This window comes from Carboxylicivirga agarovorans, from assembly GCF_050589845.1.
GTDB lineage: Bacteria > Bacteroidota > Bacteroidia > Bacteroidales > Marinilabiliaceae > Carboxylicivirga > Carboxylicivirga agarovorans.
Window position 1 is genome coordinate 80,423 of the sequence record NZ_JBNGPA010000007.1, and the last position, 21,349, is coordinate 101,771.

The window sequence follows — 21,349 nt, forward strand, 5'->3', positions numbered from 1 at the left end:
CCTCAATAACAAAATTAAAGCTAACCATAATGAGAGCAAAACAGAGCGAAATTCCAGTGAGTAAGAAAAAGCTGGCTTTATTAATATTTGCAGCCATTGCATTTGTGATATTTGGCATATGGAAAATAATGGATCCACCAACACTTGCCAATCCATTTCTTGGCAACCTAGCACCTGTTTTTATGATAATACAAGCTTGTAAGACTATTTTTATTCTTAGTATTCTAGTGATAATGGGTAAACTTTTCGCCAAGAAGGTTGAGCTTGCTCCAGATCAACAACAAACCATCATTCCAACAAGTAAAAGAGCTTCTATATTGGGAGTAAGTGGCTTTGGTATTTTTTCATTATTCAGTCTTGAATACATATTAACTGCCACTTCGCACAAGCTTGCCATTTTTGGCATCCCACTGTCAATAATCTTCTACATTTGTGGCATTACCTTAATTATAATATCAGGCCCTTTTTTCATTGTATTTTTGCGCAAGTTGTTTAATAGCAAACCAGGACTAATCATAAATGGAGAGGGAATAATAGACAATACCGGATTTAGTGAATTTGGACTGGTGAAGTGGTCAGATATTGCCGAAATTAAAATAGCAACAAACTCTTTTACGAAAACCATTATATTAATAGTCAAGAATCCTGATACTTACATTGAAAGACTATCCAATCCATTTCTAAAAGCATTAGTCAGGTTCAATAATCGCAGATACGGCTATCTGATCAGTATCGGCGAACATGCTTTAAATTGCCATACTGAGGACCTGCTGGGAGCACTCAATGCCGCCATGAAAGACAATAAATCATAACTTTATCAGAACAGTCAGCAATAGTTCTTAGAGCATAACTAAGCCAGCAAATTTGCATATTCCCAAAATCAGGTGGAGCCATCTGCAAATGCATTTATGCCCAACGGATGTCCGGTGGGCTCATACATATTTTCAGTTGCATATGTGACATAAAAAAACCTGTCAGGATCATAGTTCCTGACAGGTTTGTTATATAGTATCTACTTAACTTCGATATCACTGAATTACTGCTTTGCTTCAATCCACTTGCGGGCATTAACAAATGCCTCGATCCATGGTGAAACTTCATCAGCCTTACGGTCAGCAGGATAATACCCCCATTGCCATGGGAAAATTGCACGCTCAAGGTGAGGCATCATTGCCAGGTGACGGCCATCGTTTGAGCAGATAGCTGCCGTATTGTAATCACTTCCGTTAGGATTGGCAGGGTATGATGCGTGTGCATATTTACCAACAATGTTGTATTGCTCTTCGGCATAAGGCAGTTGGTACTTACCTTCACCGTGGGCAACCCAAACACCTAACTTAGTACCTGATAATGAGCTTAACATCACTGAATCGTTCTTAGCTATCTCCATATTAAGGAAGATAGACTCAAATTTGTGTGAATTGTTATGCAACATCTTTGGCTTTTCAGCATGATCAGGATAAACCAGGCCAAGCTCAACCATTAACTGACAACCATTACAAATACCTAAACTCAATGTGTCAGGACGTGCATAGAAGTTATCCAATGCTTTTTTAGCCGCGGGATTGTATAGGAAAGCACCGGCCCAACCTTTAGCCGAACCAAGAACATCACTATTGGAGAAACCACCCACAAACACGATCATATTCACATCTTCCAGTGTTTCTCTACCGTTGATCAGGTCAGTCATATGAACATCTTTCACATCCATGCCAGCAAGGAACATGCTGTAAGCCATCTCACGATCGCCATTTACACCTTTCTCACGAATAATGGCAGCTTTGATGCCTGAACGCTCTTTGCGATCTAAAGCAAGATTCCACTGATCAAGTTTTCCTGTAAAGGCAGCAGGGAAGTTATAATCCAGTGCATGATTGGTATAATTATCAAAGCGTTCCTTAGCCAATGTTTCACCGCTTTGCTTGCGATCTAACAGGTATGAAGTTCTGTACCAGTCATTACGATACTTATCAATATCCAACATCAGTGTCATTCCGTTGTTTTCAATGAGCAACTCACGTCCTTCAACAGGCTGACCAAGATCCATATACTGAATACCACCAGCTTCAAGTACAGCCGCAACTGCATCCATATCTTTAACCTGAATAATAACACCAGGATTTTCGCTGAACAGCAACTTGATCAAATCCTTCTCTTCATAATCGCTCAGGTTGACCTTTGCACCAAATGACGTATTGGCAAAGTTCATTTCCAACAGTGCAGTAACCATACCACCGGCAGAAATATCATGACCGGCCAGTACCAGTCCTTTGTTTATTAATTCCTGGATAGCGTTAAATCCGCTCTTGAAATAGTCAACATCAGTAACAGTCGGAGCTTCAGCACCCAACTTATTAACCACCTGGGCAAAAGAACTACCACCCAGCTTCATGCTGTCAAACGACAAGTCGATATGCAGTAAATGTGTATCAGTATCTTTAACCAATACAGGCTCCACAATATTCTTAATATCATTTACCTCACCCGCTCCTGAAATAATAACAGTTCCGGGGCTGTAAACCATATCACCATCTTTGTACTTCTGTGTCATTGACAGAGAATCTTTACCTGTTGGGATATTGATACCCAATTCACAGCTAAATTCACTCACCGCTTCGACAGCCCTGTACAAACGGCTATCTTCTCCTTTATTTTTACAAGGCCACATCCAGTTGGCACTTAACGACACACCTTTTAAACCGTGTGTAAGCGGTGCCCATACCAGGTTGGTTAATGCCTCAGCAACTGAAACAACCGCACCGGCAGCCGGATCAACAAGACCTATTGCAGGTGCATGACCAATAGATGTAGCAATACCTTTTTCGCCTTTGTAGTCAATGGCGCAAGCTCCAAGGTTATTTAACGGCAATTGCAACTCACCGGCACATTGCTGCTTGGCAACCTTTCCTGTAACCGAACGGTCAACTTTGTTTGTTAACCAGTCTTTACATGCTACCGCCTCCAATTGAAGCACATCACTGATGTATTTTTCTATCTCCGTTGTTTCATACTCTACCGCGGCAAATTTATCATCCGCTGTCTCATCGTTCATGATGGTTTTTGGCGGATTACCGAACATATCGGCCAGCTGCCAGTCAATAGGAGCATTTCCCTTATCATCTTCAAACTTAAAGTGCATATCGCCTGTGGTCTCTCCCACTTCGTAGAAAGGAGCGCGCTCACGGGCTGCAATATTCTTCAGGTTCTCAATATCCTTATCTTTCAATACCAGCCCCATTCGCTCCTGCGACTCGTTACCTGCAATTTCTTTTGAAGAAAGAGTCGGGTCACCAACAGGTAATTTATCCAGGTGAATGGTTCCTCCAGTTGTTTCCACCAATTCAGACAAGCAGTTTAGGTGTCCACCTGCACCATGGTCATGAATAGAAACGATTGGGTTTTCATCTGACTCTGCCAAAGCACGGATGGCATTCATAGCGCGCTTCTGCATCTCAGGATTCGAACGCTGCACCGCATTAAGCTCAATAGAGTTATCATACTCACCTGTTGCTACCGATGAAACGGCTCCGCCACCCATACCGATGCGATAGTTGTCACCTCCAAGGATTACCACCTTATCGCCTTTTTCAGGATCGGCCTTAATGGCATGCTCTTTACGGCCAAAACCAATACCTCCGGCCAACATGATCACTTTATCGAATGCAAACTTCTTTTGGTTTTCAAAGTGTTCGAATGTCAATACCGAACCACAGATCATAGGCTGACCAAACTTATTACCAAAGTCTGATGCACCATTGGAAGCTTTGATCAAAATCTCCTCAGGAGTCTGGTACAACCAGTCACGTTCAGGAACATTCTCTTCCCAGCTTCTTCCCTCTTCACTGCGAGAATATGAGGTCATATACACAGCTGTTCCCGCCAGTGGCAATGACCCCTGACCACCTGCCAGACGGTCGCGGATCTCACCTCCACTACCTGTTGCAGCACCGTTAAATGGCTCTACCGTAGTTGGGAAGTTATGTGTTTCTGCCTTTAACGATAGAACGGTGTCAATTTCTTTTGTCTCAAAGAAATCTGCTGTATCCTGACGGCCTGGTGCAAACTGCATGGCTTTAGGACCTTCAACAAAAGCAACGTTATCTTTATAGGCTGAAACAATATAGTTAGGATTCGTCTCCGATGTTCTTTTAATTAATTTGAACAGTGAGCTTTCCTTTTCTTCTCCATCGATAATAAATATCCCGTTGAAAATTTTGTGACGGCAGTGTTCCGAGTTCACCTGTGAAAAACCAAACACTTCGCTATCGGTTAACTTTCGGCCCAGTCGTTCACTAAGCTCATCCAGATATTTAATTTCCTCTTCACTCAAGGCCAATCCTTCCTGCGCATTGTATGCAGCAATATCCTCAATGTGAACAATTGGTTCAGGCTCTTTGTCAATGGTAAAAATAGAACCATCCAATCCTTTGTACATTGCCTGAAGCATTGGGTCGAATTCTGCCTCTTCTGAATCGACTTCAAAGAATTCTTCCACGCGAGTAATACCATCGATACCCATATTTTGGGTAATCTCAACAGCATTGGTACTCCACGGAGTGATCATTTCCTTACGTGGACCAACAAAAAAGCCTTCTAAAGTTTTACTTTCAGAAAGCTTTGCCCCACTAAATAGCCATTCCAATTTACTGATATTATCAGCTGAAAGTTCGGCTTGCGTTCCTACCGCAATAATTTGCCTTGAATTTCCCTCGAAAAACAGAACCATGAATGAATGTTTTGAATTTGTTTTTTTATTGAGCTGCAAATTTAATAATAGTTCGGTAGTTTTTGTGCAGTTGTAAGCGCTTAATTGAATAACTTTTAAACAAATTGTTGAAAAAAAATAAAGAGGTCATTCGTAAGAATAACCTCTTCTCTCTAAAACCAAAAAACTACCTGCGCTTATTTAAGTATCCTTTCGGATAAAGTAGCCAGAATAATTGGGTATATTTTACAATATTCCAGCTATAAAACTACTACTTTTTCAATTGCCTACAATAAAAAAGTAATAAAATGTTAAAATTAACTTTTTTACTATTTTTGCTTATTATAATCCACAAGCACCACTATGATAATTAACGAAAAAACACAGTATGTACCCGCCCTTGACAAGGAAGTTAAGATTATAACACTTCAAAACAGAAAACACACGCAGGTTACTATAACCAACTATGGCGGAATAATCATGAGCATCAAAACCCCTGACCGCCGAGGTAACTTCGCGGAAATTGCACTGGGATTCGATGATGTTGAGTCTTACCTCAAAGAGGCCTATATTAATAATTGCCCATACTTTGGCGCAGCTGTAGGTCGCTATGCTAACCGTATTAAGAATGGTGAATTTAACATTGACGGAACAAGCTACAAGCTGAATAAAAACAACGGCCCCAATTCTCTTCATGGTGGCCCCAATGGTTTTCACCGGAAAATATGGGAGATAGAAACCTTTAAGGAACCTAAAAGAACAGGTGTTATTTTAAAATTGACATCAGATGATATGGAAGAAGGTTTCCCTGGAAAAGTTGATATTAAACTCACTTACACTTTAACCTTCGATAATGAACTGGTAATAGATTATGAGGCAATAACAGACAAAACGACTGTTATCAACCTGACTAATCATTCCTATTTTAATTTATCAAGCATGCAAAGCAATGTATTGGATCACATGATGGTGCTTTATGCCGATAAATTCACGCCTAAAGATGAAAACGACATACCAACGGGCGAAATAATAGCAGTTAACGATTCACCAATGGATTTTCTACTGCCCCGAAAAATAGGTGAAAGAATAAATGATGTTGACGGACGCGGATATGATCACAACTTTGTCATTAACGGACACGAAGGTGATTTGAACATTGGCGCACGCCTGGTGGATGAAAGTACCGGACGCAGTTTAGAGTTCTATACAACTGAACCAGGATTCCAGGTGTACACCGGCAACTATCTGGATGGCAGCTTTGAAAGGGACGACATTCCATTTAAAGAAAATTATGGCGTTTGCTTTGAGGCACAAAAATTCCCTGACTCGCCAAACCAGACACACTTCCCAAGTCCACTACTCAAACCTGGTGAAAAATACCAGCAAACAACAGTTTATAAATTCGGGATAGCCGACATTTAGATACAACAAGGGCGTTACTCAATTGAATAACGCCCTTGATTCAAACATCACTACCTAGCGATACCTTACTGTTGTTTTTTCATTTATCCATGAACCAACAAGATACATATCTCCTTCTTGTATTCCATGGAAAAATCCTGTTTCCTTATCTGGTAAATATTGTGAATACAAATTGATTTGCTTATCTGCCTCCTGCTGACATTCAGGATCAACAGCTTTTGCTTTTTTAAACTGATCGATAGCTACCCAATAGACAGCCTGGTGTTCAAAGTCACTGTCTCCATATTTGGCACTCTCCTGTGCATAAATATTTCCAATCAAAATATGTGGCTTACCCCAGCCTTCTTTCTTCTGCAACGCATTTTTAGCATATTTTCTGGCTTCCGGACTGTTCTTGTAATGAGAGAATGTAACAACTGCCAGTTCGTAAAAACACTTTGCCTGCAAATCCTGATCATCGGCCTGACTAATGGTTTTTAAATAATATTCCTTCGCTTTATCAAACTGATTTTGCTTAATAAAAAACTTGGCCAGCAGGTACGATGCTTCAGCATTGGGGTTCAGTTTATAATTCTGTTCAGCTGCCTTTGCATACAATTCACTGTCTGTACATTCAAATGCTACCATTAGCTTAAGGAAGCGACTTAATGCCTCCGGGTCGTCCTGTACACTTAAAAATTTATCAGCTAATGCACTTTCAAGGGCTACACAATCATCAAATCCGCTTTGCGTAACAATCTCCACACACGACGCACTTGCTTTGTTAAGCATTGCAACCCGTTTAGGGTTCTTTTGCTTGGAGATATGAGCTGCCAATACTTCATCAACACTCATATATACATTCAATACGTCTTGAGGAATTTTCTCTCCTTGTTTCATAAGGGCATTGGTTGCCTGCAACCAATTTACTGCTACCATAGGTTCCATTTTCGTACCAAGTCCATTATGTGATATTTCAAAACACGTTATGGCCTCCTTTAATGCTTCGGCATCTGAACGGCGATAGGTAACGATATCAAGCCCTTTGCGCCCGAGCACCCATGCCTCGGGGTACTTTGGATGATCACCAAAATACTTTATTCTTTGATCATAGATCAATAACAGCGTATCTACCAAACCTTGCTTTCTAAAAGCATCTTTTTCCTTTTTGATATAGTGCTTATATATCTCAACGCCATCAGCATAAAGCCTGATAGTCACATCGGGGCATTGATCAAACATAACACGCCAGGCTTCAATGGAATAATCATACATCTTCTTCTTGAGAGCTTCCTTGTATAATGAATAGTTTTTCAGGCACTCAACACTATCCATCTGCTGTTCCTGGGCATTGGTATACGACGATCCGGCTATTATCCCAACTAATAGCAAAATCATTAATGCATGTCTCTTCATGGTCATTAGGTTTAACTTAATTAATGTATTAGGACAAATATCAACTACCTTGCCACAAAACCCTAAATACTCTGTTTCAGAACCTTTTGAGATCAACAGGCTTTTTTACCTGTTCGGATTTACACACCACATGGGCGAAAACGAACACCCTCTTGTCATTTTTTTGCACTATATTAGTTTGGAAAATCGCATCATCATGAAAAGTTTAATTGATTTTTTTGAAGATAGTGTCAAAAACTATCCTGATAATACATTGATATGGGAAAAAGAGAAAGACTCTTTTCAATCATACACCTACAACCAGATTAAAGACGAGGTTCATTTATTTGCAAACGGTCTTCTGGCATTAAATATTCAAATGAGTGACAGGGTTGCCCTCTTATCTGAAGGAAGGCGTTTATGGCTGGTAAGCGAGTTGGCAATTCTTCATATCGGAGCTATTAACGTTCCTTTATCAACCAAACTTGAAGCTGACAATGATCTGATATTCCGACTCAATCATTCGGAAGCCGAAACTATTATTGTTTCTAAAAATCAGCTTGAAAAGATTCGTACGGTCAAAGATGAGTTGAAGCACTTAAAGCAAATCGTCATTTTAGATGAAAGCGCGCCTTTACAGGATAATGAATATGCCATTGGCATGTTCTACGAGTCTGCCAAAGAACATCAGAGTCACCAACCTGAAAAGTTAGATAGCTGCATAAAACAAGTGACACCACATACACATGCCAACATTTGTTATACTTCAGGTACAACAGCCGATCCAAAAGGAATAATTCTATCACATCGCAACTATACAGCTAATGTTGAGCAGGCCTTTAGCTATATTAATATTCCACAGCATTACAAAACCTTAGTGGTCTTGCCCTGGGATCATGCCTTTGCACACACAGCATCACTGTATTCGTTTATGCACAAGGGAGCCTCAGTGGCCTCTGTACAGATTGGACGCAATCAGCATGAAACGCTTAAGAATTTTGTGACCAATATGCAGGAGATCAAACCCGAAATACTAATGAGCGTGCCTGCATTGGCCAAGAATTTTAAAAAGAACATTGAGAAAGCCATTGAGAGCAAAGGTGCAACGGCGAAAAAAATATTCACATCGGGCTTAAACTTTGCCTACTGGTATAATGGCGATGGGCAAAATGCCGGTAAAGGCTTGAAAAAACTAAGTTACCCGATCTACGCTTTTTATAAGAGCATTTTATTCAATAAAATAAAAGAGCGCTTTGGCGGAAACCTGCAATACTTCATTGGAGGTGGGGCCTTGTTAGACATTGAGCTACAACGTTTCTTCTATGCCATTGGCATACCCATGTACCAGGGCTATGGATTAAGTGAGGCCTCTCCTATTATTTCGGCCAACACTCCTAAATACCATAAACTTGGCTCTTCTGGAAAAGTAGTTAACCAGCTTGAGATAAAAATATGTGACAGCGACGGCAATGAAGTTCCTATTGGTGAAAAAGGCGAAATAGTCATTAAAGGCGAAAATGTGATGCAGGGATACTGGCGTAACGATGAAGCAACAAAAGAAACAATTAAAGATAATTGGTTGTACACAGGTGACCTTGGCTATCTTGACAAAGGCAATTACTTATATGTACTGGGCCGATTTAAAAGTTTATTAATAGGGGCTGATGGTGAAAAATACAGTCCTGAAGGCATTGAAGAAGCAATAATTGATCACTGCACCCTGATCGACCAGTTTATTTTACACAACAACCAAAATCCTTTCACAAGTGGACTTATTGTTCCTAACAAGGAAAAAATAAAGCTATACCTTAAATCATCAAATCAGTCAGCGGAAAGCGATGAAGCCATGCTTGATATACTTAAGCAGATTCAGGCGGAGATCGATCACATCAAAGCAGAAAGCAAGGAAAGCTTTAACTTTCCTGCAAGATGGCTACCAAGCACCTTAGTTGTTTTAAAAGAAAGCTTTACTGAGCAAAACAAACTACTTAACAGTACCATGAAAGTAGTGCGACCAAAGGTAGAAGAGTATTTTTCAAAAGAGATAGACTATCTTTACACCCCGCAAGCTAAAAGCTTCACATCTGAAACCAACATTAACAATTTAAGGACATTTTTAGAGAATGAATAAAGAACTTAAGTTCGAAGTCTGTATAGACTCTGTTCAATCTGCCATTAATGCTCAGCGTGCAGGAGCTGATCGGGTTGAACTGTGCGACAATCTTTTCGAAGGAGGAACAACTCCAAGCGCCGGAATGATTCAGCAGGTAAAAAAGCAGGCACCTGAAGTTGAACTGTTTGTTATAATAAGGCCAAGAGGTGGTGACTTCCTTTATTCTGAGAAAGAAATACAGGTAATGCTTGCAGATATTGAAATAGCCAGGCAACTGGGAGCCGATGGTATTGTATCTGGCTGCCTGTTGGAAGATGGCAAAATTGATATTGCAAACACAACACGACTTATTAAGGCATGTGGTGATTTACCGTTCACATTTCATCGAGCTTTTGACATGTGCTGTAACCCAAGGGAGGCAATCGAGCAATTGATTGAGATTGGCGCCAAGCGCATACTTACTTCAGGACTTGAACAGACAGCCGTTCTTGGTTATAACAACATTGCGGAATTTGTAGATATAGCTGATAACAGGATCACCATTCTTGTTGGTTCAGGCGTGAAACCGGACAACATTGCACAACTGCTCAAAGAAACCGGGGCCAGTGAATTTCATTTTTCAGGTCGTGTGGAATCAACATCAGCAATGAAATATAAAAATGAAGCAATCAATATGGGGGGCATACCCGGTATTTCTGAATTTAGTATTTATTATTCAAACTATGACGTCATTAAAAAAACAATTAATGCAGTTAAACTGTAATTATATGTAATAAAAAGCTACTTTTATTAAGAAAATATTGCTTTCTGTAAAGTTTTTTTCGAAATAACGCATCTTTATTACAACTTTGGAAACAATAGATTTTCGTAATCGTAAAGTTTTTTACATTTTTACATCGTAATTAAAGCACATTCGAATGCCATTATCATTAAGATATTTTATTATTCTCATTGTTTTGCTTTCAACCACCCTAGCCGAATCTGAAGCACAACGACGAAGAAAGCCCAGGATTTGGGAAGGATTCAGTGTATCTGGCCGCGCAGGTGCCAACTACTTTTATGGTGACCTTGTGGATGATGGAAGAACACATATCTCCTTAGGATTCAATGCGGACAAGGAAATAAACACCTTTCTGGCTCTGAGAGCATCCATTATGACTGGAAAAATGAGCGGTAAGCAGCTTGCAGGAGACAAAACAGATCCGGATCTTATTTACGCCTATTTTGACAACTTTTATACGGAGTTCAATGTCGGTGCGACATTTCGCCCATTAAACGTATTGTTAGGTTATTTCAAACAACGCTCGTTTAACCCTTACGTTATTGGTCAGGCAGGTATGGTTTACTATGGGGCTTCTGAATATTATGGCAATGAAAATTATCAGGGCATCCCTGACGGCACACTGTGGAGAGAGAAAAATGGCATCTCTCCAACCATTGCTGGTGGATTAGGCTTATCCTATTGGATAAATTCGCAATGGAGCATTAACATCGAAGGTATCGGAACACTTCCGTTCTCAGATGAGCTGGATGGTCACAGCGAATGGTTTTTACCTGATGGTACAGCTGTACAAACAGATGCAAACGACTTTTATTACACGACAACCATTGGTATAACATTCCTGATCGATGACAATCGCTGGAAGAACGAACCTAAATACAACAGGAAAGCTTACTTAAAAACCCGTTCTCAATACAGAAGTTCATCTAAGAAGAACCTGAAGTCGATAAGTAAGAAACGAAGAAGAAGATAAAAGGAAAACGATAATAATCTAAAGAAAGAGTTGCAATTGCAACTCTTTTTTTGTCTATTGACAGTATTAACACAAAAGGTAAAATGGACCTCAGAATAATATCAGAATTTGCTCCAACAGGTGATCAGCCGCAGGCAATAGATCAACTGTCCAATGGAATCAAAGAACACACCAAGCACCAATCACTGTTAGGTGTTACCGGTTCGGGAAAGACATTTACTGTTGCCAATGTCATAGAGAATATCCAAAGGCCTACCCTTATTCTGTCACACAACAAAACCTTAGCTGCACAATTGTATGGCGAGTTCAAACAATTCTTCCCCAATAACGCAGTTGAGTATTTCGTCTCGTATTACGATTATTACCAGCCGGAAGCCTATCTTCCCGTGACAGACACCTACATTGAAAAGGATTTATCAATCAATGATGAAATTGAGAAGCTACGATTAAGCGCTACTTCAGCATTACTTTCCGGCCGCAGGGATGTAATTGTCATCTCTTCTGTTTCATGTTTATACGGCATTGGAAATCCTGAGGACTTTCACTCGGGCGTTATTACCATCAAAAAGGAAATGCAATTATCCAGAAACGCTTTTTTACGACAACTGGTTGACAGCTTGTATTCACGTAACGAAGTAATGTTTGAGCGAGGTAACTTCAGAGTAAAAGGTGATACTGTTGAGATATTCCTTGCCTATGCCGACCATGCCTGTCGTGTTATTTTCTGGGGCGATGAAATTGAAGATATTGAGATTTTTCATCCGGAGAATGGCAAGCGCATTGAATCAATGGATAAAATCACCATTTACCCTGCCAATATATTCATTACCTCGAAAGAACGCACCCAGCAAGCCATTAATGAAATTCAGGATGACCTTACAAGCCATCTTACTTTTCTGAAAGAAAACGGCAAAAACCAGGAAGCAAAACGTTTAGACGAAAGGGTTAATTATGATCTGGAAATGATTCGCGAACTGGGTTATTGCCCCGGAATAGAAAACTATTCGCGTTACTTTGACGGACGACAGGCAGGCACGCGTCCTTTCTGTTTACTTGATTATTTCCCCGATGACTATTTAATTGTAATCGATGAAAGCCACGTTACCATCCCTCAAATCAGGGCCATGTATGGCGGCGATAAGTCACGAAAACAAAACCTGGTTGAATATGGTTTCAGACTTCCGGCAGCTATGGATAATCGTCCTTTGAAATTCGAGGAATTTGAATCCTTAATCAACCAGATCATATATGTAAGCGCCACCCCGGCCGATTATGAGCTGGAGAAGTCAGAAGGCATTGTCGTGGAGCAGCTAATACGCCCAACAGGTCTTTTGGACCCGGAAATCGATGTACGACCAAGCCAAAACCAAATCGACGACCTGATCAATGAAATAAACGATAGAATCGAAAAGAAAGAGCGTGTACTGGTTACCACTTTGACTAAACGAATGGCCGAGGAGTTAACCAAATATCTCACTCGCCTATCCATAAAGTGCGAATACATCCACTCTGACGTGGACACCCTGGAGCGCGTTAAGATCATGGAAAATCTTAGGCTGGGTACATTTGATGTACTCATAGGTGTTAATCTGCTTCGTGAAGGCCTGGATTTACCCGAGGTATCATTGGTCGCCATACTGGATGCCGACAAGGAAGGCTTCTTACGATCTGAACGATCATTGACACAGACAGCAGGAAGGGCAGCGCGTAACCTGAACGGCCGGGTTATCATGTATGCCGACACCATTACCAAAAGCATGCAGGCAACCATCGATGCCACTCTGTACCGAAGAGAAAAACAATTAAAATACAACCAGGATAACAATATCACTCCTACTCAGATCAACAAACAGTTAACCAGTATTATTGAAACAACAACTAATGCTAAAGCCTATATTGAACCTGAAAGCGCAAATATAGCTGCTGACCCTGTCGTGGAATACATGAGTTCAGATGCCTTGAAAAAGAGCATTGAGAAAACCAGAAAAGAAATGCAGAAGGCCGCAAAAGAGCTCGATTTCATATCTGCAGCACAATATCGCGATGAAATAAAGCGATTGGAAGAATTGCTTAACAAAAAAGCCTCGAATTAAATTCGAGGCTTTTATATTTTATTATTGAAAAGTCTGTCTATCCAAGGTAAGACTTCAACAGTTTACTTCTTGAGGTGTGGCGTAGACGTCGAATGGCTTTTTCCTTGATCTGTCGAACACGCTCACGCGTTAAACCAAATCGCTCACCAATCTCTTCCAATGTCATTTCCTGACAACCAATACCAAAGAATAACTTAATGATGTCGCTTTCACGCTCAGTCAAAGTAGCAAGAGCTCTTTCGATTTCGCGAGCTAATGATTCATTAATTAATGACTTATCGGCATTAGGAGAATCACTGTTTACCAAAACATCCAGTAAGCTATTATCTTCACCCTCTACAAAAGGAGCATCTACAGAAATATGGCGTCCTGAAACACGCATTGTATCAGCTACCTTCTCAGCCGGCAACTCCAGCTTATCAGCTAATTCTTCAGGAGATGGCTTACGCTCGTTTTCCTGCTCAAACTTTGAATATGCCTTATTGATCTTATTTAATGAACCCACCTGGTTAAGTGGTAAACGTACAATACGAGACTGCTCTGCCAATGCTTGCAAAATTGACTGACGAATCCACCAAACCGCGTACGAGATAAACTTAAATCCCCTTGTTTCATCAAATTTTTCAGCTGCTTTAATCAGACCAAGGTTACCTTCGTTAATCAAGTCAGGTAAACTTAAACCCTGGTTTTGATATTGTTTTGCAACAGATACAACGAAACGCAGGTTGGCACGTGTAAGCTTTTCTAAAGCAATTTGATCACCTTTCTTAATTCGCTGAGCTAACTCTACTTCTTCCTCTACAGAAATTAATTCTTCACGACCAATTTCCTGTAAGTACTTATCAAGAGATGCGCTTTCGCGGTTAGTAATCGACTTTGTTATCTTGAGTTGTCTCATATTCCTTAAAAAAAATCCGGCACAAAAGTACTACATTTTCCGTATTTTTCCAACCTTTCGTGCCTTTAAGTCGAAAAACGTTTAATCATTTAAATTTACTGCGTAATATACAACGCGACCATTTGGATAAATACCTGTTAGGAATAATCCTTCTTTTGCATCACTTACTGTAGCTTTAAAATCATCAACGGATTTAATTGGAACGTCATTAACTTTGGTAATTATGTATCCTTCTTTAACACCACTTTGACGCAAACTTCCATTTCCAACCTCTACAACTTGTATGCCATAACGGACTCCCAATCGACGTAAATCATTGGTAGACACAACATCCAAGCTTGCTCCTAGTGTTTCATCAAATGTATTGGAAGAAATAATACCGGTTGTTCCGCGTATATTACGTAAAGTTACATCAAAAGGTTTCTGTTTTCCTCCTCTTAGAACAATTAAATTCACTTTTTCTCCAGGACGATGCATACTGACACGCTCCTGCAATTCGGGCACGGAGTTAACTGACTCTCCATTAACCGATAAGATAATATCCCCAGCTTTCAATCCAGCCTCTTCGGCACCACCATCGGGTGCTACACTTCCTATAAAAACACCTTCAATTTTTTCAATAGTTACGCCCAACTCATCAGCCAGCTCTTCCGGTACATTACTTACTTCAATAATACTTACACCTAATAAACCACGCTGAACTTCACCAAACTCCATTAAATCGGCAACAACTTTTTTAGCAATTGTGACGGGCACTGCAAAAGAATAACCAGTAAATGAACCTGTGCGGGAAGCAATAGCAGTATTAATACCTACTAGCTCTCCGCGCTGATTAACCAAAGCTCCTCCACTATTACCTGGGTTTACAGCAGCATCAGTCTGAATAAAAGATTCAACACCCAGAGTCTGATTCCTATTGGCGATAATATTGATACTACGGGCTTTGGCACTAACAATACCGGCTGTAACTGTTGATGTCAGATTGAATGGATTACCAACTGCCAAGACCCACTCACCTACTTTTAAGTCATCTGAATTTCCATAAGGAACAAAGGGCAATTCGTTTGCCTCAATTTTTATTAATGCAATATCAGATGTGGGATCTGCTCCAACCAGAGTCGCTGAAAATGTTCTTCGATCATTTAAAGTCACTTCAATCTCTTCAGCGTTGTCAATAACATGGTTATTTGTAATAATGTACCCGTCTTTGGTCAGGATAACACCTGAACCAGCACCCATCACAGGCTGCGGTTGCTGACGGTAACCACTACCCGGACCAAAAAAGAAATCGTAAAACGGATTTCCTGAATATTGATCCTTACCCATGCTTCTTGTTTTAACGTGAACTACGGCGTGCACACTACGCTCAGCTGCGAGGGTCAGGTCAGGCAAGTTTCCCTGAACCTGTGCCGAGGTGAACTGACCAACAGCAGGCACCTGTTCTTGAATTGTTATTACTTTTGGTTCACTTTTATTGATATGAGAATAAACATAAACACCAGTCACTGCACTTATCACAGCGATGGCAAATGTGTAAAATACCTTTTTTGCATTCATACTTTAACTGTTTTAATAAGTTATTGTTAGGTTACAATCGGCATTCAAATTCACTATTGAATCCAGATTTTAACATATTTTAAATCGCGATATTGAAATATACGAAAAGTAACCCTTCAAAAATTATACCTCATAGCGACTTTAACTAGACCTTAACGTTTTTTTGCCAAACTTTAAGGATATTCTGTCATATCAACGTACTTTTGTAAGCAAAACACGACTTTTTGTCTTTTGTTTACACAAAACATCAAACAAAACAGTAAATAAGCATGATTGAATTCTATAAATACCAGGGTGCCGGCAATGACTTTGTGATTATCGACAATCGAAGCGCGCAATTTGACGGTGATAATTATTCTCTTATCAATAAGCTTTGCGACAGGAGATTTGGCATTGGCGGAGATGGTTTAATGTTGCTGGAGAACCATCCGGATATGGATTTTACAATGCGCTATTTCAACGCAGATGGCCATGAGGCCTCCATGTGTGGTAATGGCGGGAGATGCATAGCGGCCTTCGCCGTACACCAGGGAATTGTTGAAACACCTGACAATTTCACATTTATGGCCGTTGATGGTGAGCATCATGCATCGTATAAGGATGGCATTGTTAATTTAAAAATGATCAATGTTGACACTGTTTCGATCAAACCGGACAGTACTTTTCTTGATACCGGATCTCCGCACCATGTTCAATTTGTGGATGACATCGATAAAACTGATGTTTTTAACCTTGGTAAAGCAACCCGATATTCAGAGGCATATGCTCCTGATGGTACTAATGTAAATTTCGTTCAGTTTAAGAATGAGAATAACATTAAAGTCAGAACCTATGAACGAGGTGTGGAAAATGAAACATTGGCATGCGGGACTGGTGTTGTGGCAAGCGCCATTTCAGCTCATTTAAAGAAACCGGAATTTAATCAATTCAATATAGAGGTATTGGGTGGGAATCTAAAAGTCACCTTTGAAGTGCTTAACGAACAATTTAAAAACATCTGGCTTGAAGGGCCGGCGACTTTTGTTTTTAAAGGCAGCATCAAAATTTAATGCTCATATACACTACAACTTAAAAGGCGCTCCTTTGGAACGCCTTTCTTATTTTCTTATTTATTCACCTAGTTTTCTTAAAAACTTCCTTACCGCATCAACCGATTCTAATTTAAAATTAGCGCTGGTTCGCTGTATTCCAACTTTTACTGTAATGGCCTCAGAAGGCAATTCTTTGAACATGTATTCATCTGTCCAGTCATCGCCCATAGCCATCAGGTATTCAAACTGTTCATTGTTAATGAATTGATTTGCTGCAATACCTTTATTGATACCGCCACTTTTTACTTCAATAACCTTACTGCCTTCCATTATTTCCAGGTTCAGATTACCGACAAGGTCAAGTAGCTCATCTTTTAATTCATTAGCACGTATGAGGCTCTGTTCAGGTTCTGCTTTTCGGTAATGCCAAACCAATGAATAGTTCTTCTCCTCAATGAAAGATCCTGGTGTACGATCAACAAAGCGCTCAAGAACCGGCCTGATTATTGGCATCCAGTCATTATTGACTTTTGTAAGGGTTTGCCATTCTTCTCCGTATTTACGTAACCAAACTCCATGTTCACAGATCAGGTTAATAGGTACATCTGCAAACCACTTTTCCAATGTATACCTGTCACGGCCACTAATGATGGTAACGGTATTTTTCTTGTCAGCAATTAAGCGATTTAGTATATCGTAAAGTTCATCATTCGGTGTAGCTTCCTGCGGATTTTTATGAAAAGCAGTTAAGGTTCCGTCGTAATCGAGGAAAATTGCTCTTTTTGCTGCTTTCTTATACTTGACATTGATCTCGTTAAACACATCGGATGAGATTTTCTTGACCAGAAACTCCTTTTGAAGTTTCTTAACCTTCTCCAGAGATTCCACGAATTCACCAGCCCATTTGAATACCGAGTATCGCTGAATACGCTCCTGCAGATAGCCCATTCGTTCTTTTTGCTCTTCCAGTGGCATTATTAAGGCCCTGTGAAGCGCTTCTGCTATTTCATCTTCATTGATAGGATTTATGGTTATGGCCTCTCCCATCTCTTTTGAAACTCCAGCCATTTCGCTCAATACTATCACTCCGGTCTGATTACCTCTTGAAGCAACATATTCCTTAGCCACCAGGTTCATACCATCACGTAGAGGTGTAATTAAAGCAACATCAGACATGTTATATAACTCAACCAGATTTTCGAATGGCATTGCACGATAGAAATACCAAACTGGTGTATAGTTTATATTACCATATGTTCCATTGATATTACCAACCAATTCATCCACCTCTTTTTTCAGCATCATATACTCATCAACATTGCCACGACTAGGTACGGCAAGCATAACTAGAGTAACTTTTCCGTGGAACTCCGGGTAGCGTTCCATAAATTTACGGAAGGCCTTAAGACGCTGAGGAATTCCTTTCGTATAATCTAAACGATCAATTGATAATATCAATCTTCGGTCAGGTGATGTCATAAAGTACTTCTCCAGCTCTTTATGCAGATCTGAGCGTTCCTGTATAGTCTTCTGCATGACAGCCGCTGAAGTCTTTCTGAATTTCTCATAGTCTATCCCCATTGGGAATGAATCGGCTTTAATGATGCGGTCTTCTGCATGTATTTGGTTAAATGCAATTTCATAACCATATAAACGACGAACTGAACTTAAGAAGTGACGTTCATAATCGTATATATGAAATCCAAGCAGATCAGAACCCAACATGCCCTTCAGAAGTTCCATACGCCATGGCAAAATACGGAACACCTCATAAGATGGGAACGGAATGTGAAGGAAAAAGCCCACTGTCACATTAGGTTTCACCGATTTTATCATTTCAGGAACTAGCAACAACTGATAATCGTGTACCCAAACGGTATCACCGTCTTCTGCAACTTCCAAAACACGATCTGCAAAACGCTGATTAACGCGCTTGTATGTCTCCCAATTTTCAGGTGAATAATCAACATATTGGGTAAAATAATGGAAAAGAGGCCATACGGTCTTGTTGCTAAAGCCTTCGTAGTATTCCAATATTTCTTGTTCACTCAACGGAACTGTCACACAACTTTTTTCCAATAACAGTTCGTCAATCTTCTCTGATTCTTTTTGACTTAAATCATCAGAATTGATCCCCGACCAGCCAATCCATTTGCCGCCATACTCCGTGTAAACCGACTTCATTCCGGTAGCTAATCCACCAACACTTTCAATTAAACTATAATCGTCTTCTTCTTTTACAAGGCTATATGGCAATCTGTTAGCCACAATATGCAGTTTCGACATAGGCTTATATTTGATTAATTTTTATTATCGAATTCAGCACAACAACAAAGCAGTATTCCACTGAATATCAAATGAATGATGTTTTATCCAGTTTATTTATTAAATGATTTTTCAAAAGAAAACCCCAAATAGTAGTATTATTGAAAAAATACCGTTTTTTTTGCACTATTAAGCAAATATACATCTTTATAGATTATATCATTGTTTGAGAAAAGGAAGTTTTTATAAGAATATTCACAAGTTTATTTGCGTATGAAGAACCTTGATTACGGTATCATTGGAAACTGCCGGAGTGCAGCATTGGTTTCGAAAACCGGTTCGGTTGAGTGGTTGTGTTTGCCTCATTTTGCCTCACCATCGACTTTTGCCAAAATTCTGGATGATGAAAAAGGTGGTTTCTTTAGTGTCAGACCGACAGAAGAATATGAAACCGAACAATTTTATATACCTCGTACAAATATTTTAGTAACAAAGTTCATTTGTGCTTCAGGAGTGTTCGAACTTCATGATTTTATGCCACGTTACCGTAACGAAGACGGAGTTTATTATACACCGCCTGATATTGTCCGTTATATAAAGCATATTTCGGGTTCGGTTAATGTTGTCATTAACTTTGAACCTAAATTAGAATATGCACTTCCCAATACAACTATCGATGTGGAAGAGGAATATATCAAAGCATACACCACCAACGGAGAGTATGACTCTATTTACCTCTACTCATCTTTCGATAAAAAAAGCATTAAGGAAAGGCTACCGGTAACCATAAAGAAGAATGAATATCTGCTTTTAAGCTATAACCAAAAACTGCTGCAGCAATCTACCAACCGCTCCTATTTAAAGCACCAGCGAACTAAAGTTTACTGGCTTAACTGGTCTGATAAAACTACCAGCTTTAAGAAATATGAGAATGAGATCAACAGAAGTGCTTTAACACTAAAATTGCTCAACTATCAAAAATCAGGTGCTATTTTAGCTGCATTAACCACCTCATTACCTGAAACCATTGGTGAAGTGAGGAATTGGGATTATCGCTTCTGCTGGATTCGTGATGCATCCATGGTGGTTAAGATCATGACTCAGCTTGGCCATGGGCGAATTGCTGAACGATATATGAACTTTATTATTTCTCTGATGCCTGATAAAGGTGAGAAAATGCAGATCATGTATGGTATTAACGGTGAGAAAAACCTGCATGAGATCGAACTGGATCACCTGGCAGGCTATGAAGGAAGTAAACCCGTCAGAATTGGGAATGCAGCCTATGTGCAGAAGCAAAATGACATCTACGGCATCTTAATGGATGTTATGCTTCAATACTTTGAAATGTTTAAAACAACATTGGGCAATAGTGAAGATATCTGGACTATTGTCAGAAACATTGTTAAGGTAGTTGATGAAAACTGGCAACAACCTGACAAAGGAATCTGGGAAATCAGAAGTGAAGGTAAACACTTTACATTTAGTAAAGTACTTTGCTGGGTAGCAATCGACAGGGCGCAAAAGATCGCCCGCCTGCTAAAACGTGATTCCTATGCCACTGAGTGGAAAGAACTGGAAGAGAAGATTGCAGCTGACATTCATAAAAATGCATGGTCAGATGACAAACATACTTTTACGCAATCGTATGGTTCCAACGATCTGGATGCTGCTGTTCTTTTAATGGAATCCTACGGTTTTATCGATGCTGATGACCAACGCTACAAAAAAACAGTGCTCGCCATTAAAAAAGAGTTGGAGCACGATGGTTTAATGTATCGCTATAAAAATGAGGATGACTTTGGTGAACCACAGTCTGCATTTACCATTTGCTCTTTCTGGCTCATCAACAGCTTATATAAAATTGGTCTTAAAGACGAAGCCACACGTAAATTTGAAACCTTGTTAAGCTATGCAAACCACCTGGGCTTGTTTAGTGAAGATCTGGATTTTAAAACACGAAGGTTATTGGGTAATTTCCCACAGGCATATTCTCACCTGGCAATTATTGAAACTGCCATAACACTGGCAGGTGATGAAATTTCCAAAGAGGAGCAAATAATGAAGTCAATTCGTCACTAAGAAGTGATAGAGAACATACAAAAAAAAGCCGGCTGATCGCCGGCTTTTTTTTGTA

General features: G+C 39.9%; 13 protein-coding genes. 8 read left to right on the plus strand and 5 right to left on the minus strand.

Annotated elements, in window-relative coordinates; all coding sequences use genetic code 11:
• The first annotated feature begins 29 nt into the window (after positions 1-29).
• Entirely contained in the window at positions 30-812 is a 783-nt protein-coding gene (locus ACRD69_RS09785) for an STM3941 family protein (RefSeq protein WP_430814895.1), read from the plus strand.
• 224 nt (positions 813-1,036) lie between these two features.
• Here the strand turns inward: ACRD69_RS09785 and purL are convergent, their stop codons facing one another.
• Positions 1,037-4,726: a phosphoribosylformylglycinamidine synthase gene (gene purL, locus ACRD69_RS09790; RefSeq protein ID WP_430814896.1), complete on the minus strand. Its 3,690-nt coding sequence runs from the start codon at positions 4,724-4,726 to the stop codon at positions 1,037-1,039.
• Between the two features lie 342 nt (positions 4,727-5,068).
• On the opposite strand from purL, the gene ACRD69_RS09795 reads away from it, so the two are divergent.
• Positions 5,069-6,127: an aldose epimerase family protein gene (locus ACRD69_RS09795; protein ID WP_430814897.1), complete on the plus strand. Its 1,059-nt coding sequence runs from the start codon at positions 5,069-5,071 to the stop codon at positions 6,125-6,127.
• Positions 6,128-6,181: 54 nt separating this feature from the next.
• Here ACRD69_RS09795 and ACRD69_RS09800 read toward each other — a convergent pair whose 3' ends face one another.
• Positions 6,182-7,522, minus strand: coding sequence for a tetratricopeptide repeat protein (locus ACRD69_RS09800; protein ID WP_430814898.1), 1,341 nt, complete (start codon positions 7,520-7,522; stop codon positions 6,182-6,184).
• Positions 7,523-7,718: 196 nt separating this feature from the next.
• Between ACRD69_RS09800 and ACRD69_RS09805 the strand changes: the two genes are divergently transcribed.
• The 4 genes from ACRD69_RS09805 (at position 7,719) to uvrB (ending at position 13,461) form a co-directional block, all read left to right on the plus strand.
• Complete coding sequence (locus ACRD69_RS09805) at positions 7,719-9,632, plus strand: AMP-dependent synthetase/ligase (RefSeq protein ID WP_430814899.1); 1,914 nt, start codon at positions 7,719-7,721, stop codon at positions 9,630-9,632.
• Entirely contained in the window at positions 9,625-10,377 is a 753-nt protein-coding gene (locus ACRD69_RS09810; RefSeq protein WP_430814900.1) for a copper homeostasis protein CutC, read from the plus strand. Before ACRD69_RS09805 ends, ACRD69_RS09810 begins: the two co-directional genes overlap by 8 nt.
• A gap of 154 nt (positions 10,378-10,531) precedes the next feature.
• Positions 10,532-11,368 carry a hypothetical protein gene (locus tag ACRD69_RS09815; RefSeq protein WP_430814901.1) on the plus strand — a complete coding sequence of 279 codons (837 nt, stop codon included), beginning with the start codon at positions 10,532-10,534 and terminating at the stop codon, positions 11,366-11,368.
• A gap of 83 nt (positions 11,369-11,451) precedes the next feature.
• A complete protein-coding gene (gene uvrB, locus ACRD69_RS09820; protein WP_430814902.1) occupies positions 11,452-13,461 on the plus strand; it encodes an excinuclease ABC subunit UvrB in 2,010 nt (669 codons plus the stop codon).
• Positions 13,462-13,498: 37 nt separating this feature from the next.
• Here uvrB and ACRD69_RS09825 read toward each other — a convergent pair whose 3' ends face one another.
• Positions 13,499-14,359 (minus strand): sigma-70 family RNA polymerase sigma factor, encoded by an 861-nt coding sequence (locus tag ACRD69_RS09825; RefSeq protein ID WP_143302693.1) that lies wholly within the window; start codon positions 14,357-14,359, stop codon positions 13,499-13,501.
• Between the two features lie 81 nt (positions 14,360-14,440).
• Positions 14,441-15,916, minus strand: a complete 1,476-nt coding sequence (locus ACRD69_RS09830) for a Do family serine endopeptidase (protein ID WP_430814903.1) — start codon at positions 15,914-15,916, stop codon at positions 14,441-14,443.
• Positions 15,917-16,185: 269 nt separating this feature from the next.
• Here ACRD69_RS09830 and dapF point away from each other — a divergent pair, with 269 nt between their 5' ends.
• Positions 16,186-16,965 (plus strand): diaminopimelate epimerase, encoded by a 780-nt coding sequence (dapF, locus tag ACRD69_RS09835; protein ID WP_430814904.1) that lies wholly within the window; start codon positions 16,186-16,188, stop codon positions 16,963-16,965.
• A 60-nt stretch (positions 16,966-17,025) separates the two neighbouring features.
• Here the strand turns inward: dapF and ACRD69_RS09840 are convergent, their stop codons facing one another.
• Positions 17,026-19,233 (minus strand): bifunctional alpha,alpha-trehalose-phosphate synthase (UDP-forming)/trehalose-phosphatase, encoded by a 2,208-nt coding sequence (locus ACRD69_RS09840; RefSeq protein ID WP_430814905.1) that lies wholly within the window; start codon positions 19,231-19,233, stop codon positions 17,026-17,028.
• A 252-nt stretch (positions 19,234-19,485) separates the two neighbouring features.
• On the opposite strand from ACRD69_RS09840, the gene ACRD69_RS09845 reads away from it, so the two are divergent.
• Positions 19,486-21,294 carry a glycoside hydrolase family 15 protein gene (locus ACRD69_RS09845; protein WP_430814906.1) on the plus strand — a complete coding sequence of 603 codons (1,809 nt, stop codon included), beginning with the start codon at positions 19,486-19,488 and terminating at the stop codon, positions 21,292-21,294.
• Positions 21,295-21,349 lie beyond the last annotated feature (55 nt).

Bases quoted from the DNA above. Each gene is read 5' to 3' on its own strand.
- ACRD69_RS09785 (WP_430814895.1), top strand. From the start codon at position 30: ATGAGAGCAAAACAGAGCGAAATTCCAGTGAGTAAGAAAAAGCTGGCT.
- purL (WP_430814896.1), bottom strand. From the start codon at position 4,726: ATGGTTCTGTTTTTCGAGGGAAATTCAAGGCAAATTATTGCGGTAGGA.
- ACRD69_RS09795 (WP_430814897.1), top strand. From the start codon at position 5,069: ATGATAATTAACGAAAAAACACAGTATGTACCCGCCCTTGACAAGGAA.
- ACRD69_RS09800 (WP_430814898.1), bottom strand. From the start codon at position 7,522: ATGAAGAGACATGCATTAATGATTTTGCTATTAGTTGGGATAATAGCC.
- ACRD69_RS09805 (WP_430814899.1), top strand. From the start codon at position 7,719: ATGAAAAGTTTAATTGATTTTTTTGAAGATAGTGTCAAAAACTATCCT.
- ACRD69_RS09810 (WP_430814900.1), top strand. From the start codon at position 9,625: ATGAATAAAGAACTTAAGTTCGAAGTCTGTATAGACTCTGTTCAATCT.
- ACRD69_RS09815 (WP_430814901.1), top strand. From the start codon at position 10,532: ATGCCATTATCATTAAGATATTTTATTATTCTCATTGTTTTGCTTTCA.
- uvrB (WP_430814902.1), top strand. From the start codon at position 11,452: ATGGACCTCAGAATAATATCAGAATTTGCTCCAACAGGTGATCAGCCG.
- ACRD69_RS09825 (WP_143302693.1), bottom strand. From the start codon at position 14,359: ATGAGACAACTCAAGATAACAAAGTCGATTACTAACCGCGAAAGCGCA.
- ACRD69_RS09830 (WP_430814903.1), bottom strand. From the start codon at position 15,916: ATGAATGCAAAAAAGGTATTTTACACATTTGCCATCGCTGTGATAAGT.
- dapF (WP_430814904.1), top strand. From the start codon at position 16,186: ATGATTGAATTCTATAAATACCAGGGTGCCGGCAATGACTTTGTGATT.
- ACRD69_RS09840 (WP_430814905.1), bottom strand. From the start codon at position 19,233: ATGTCGAAACTGCATATTGTGGCTAACAGATTGCCATATAGCCTTGTA.
- ACRD69_RS09845 (WP_430814906.1), top strand. From the start codon at position 19,486: ATGAAGAACCTTGATTACGGTATCATTGGAAACTGCCGGAGTGCAGCA.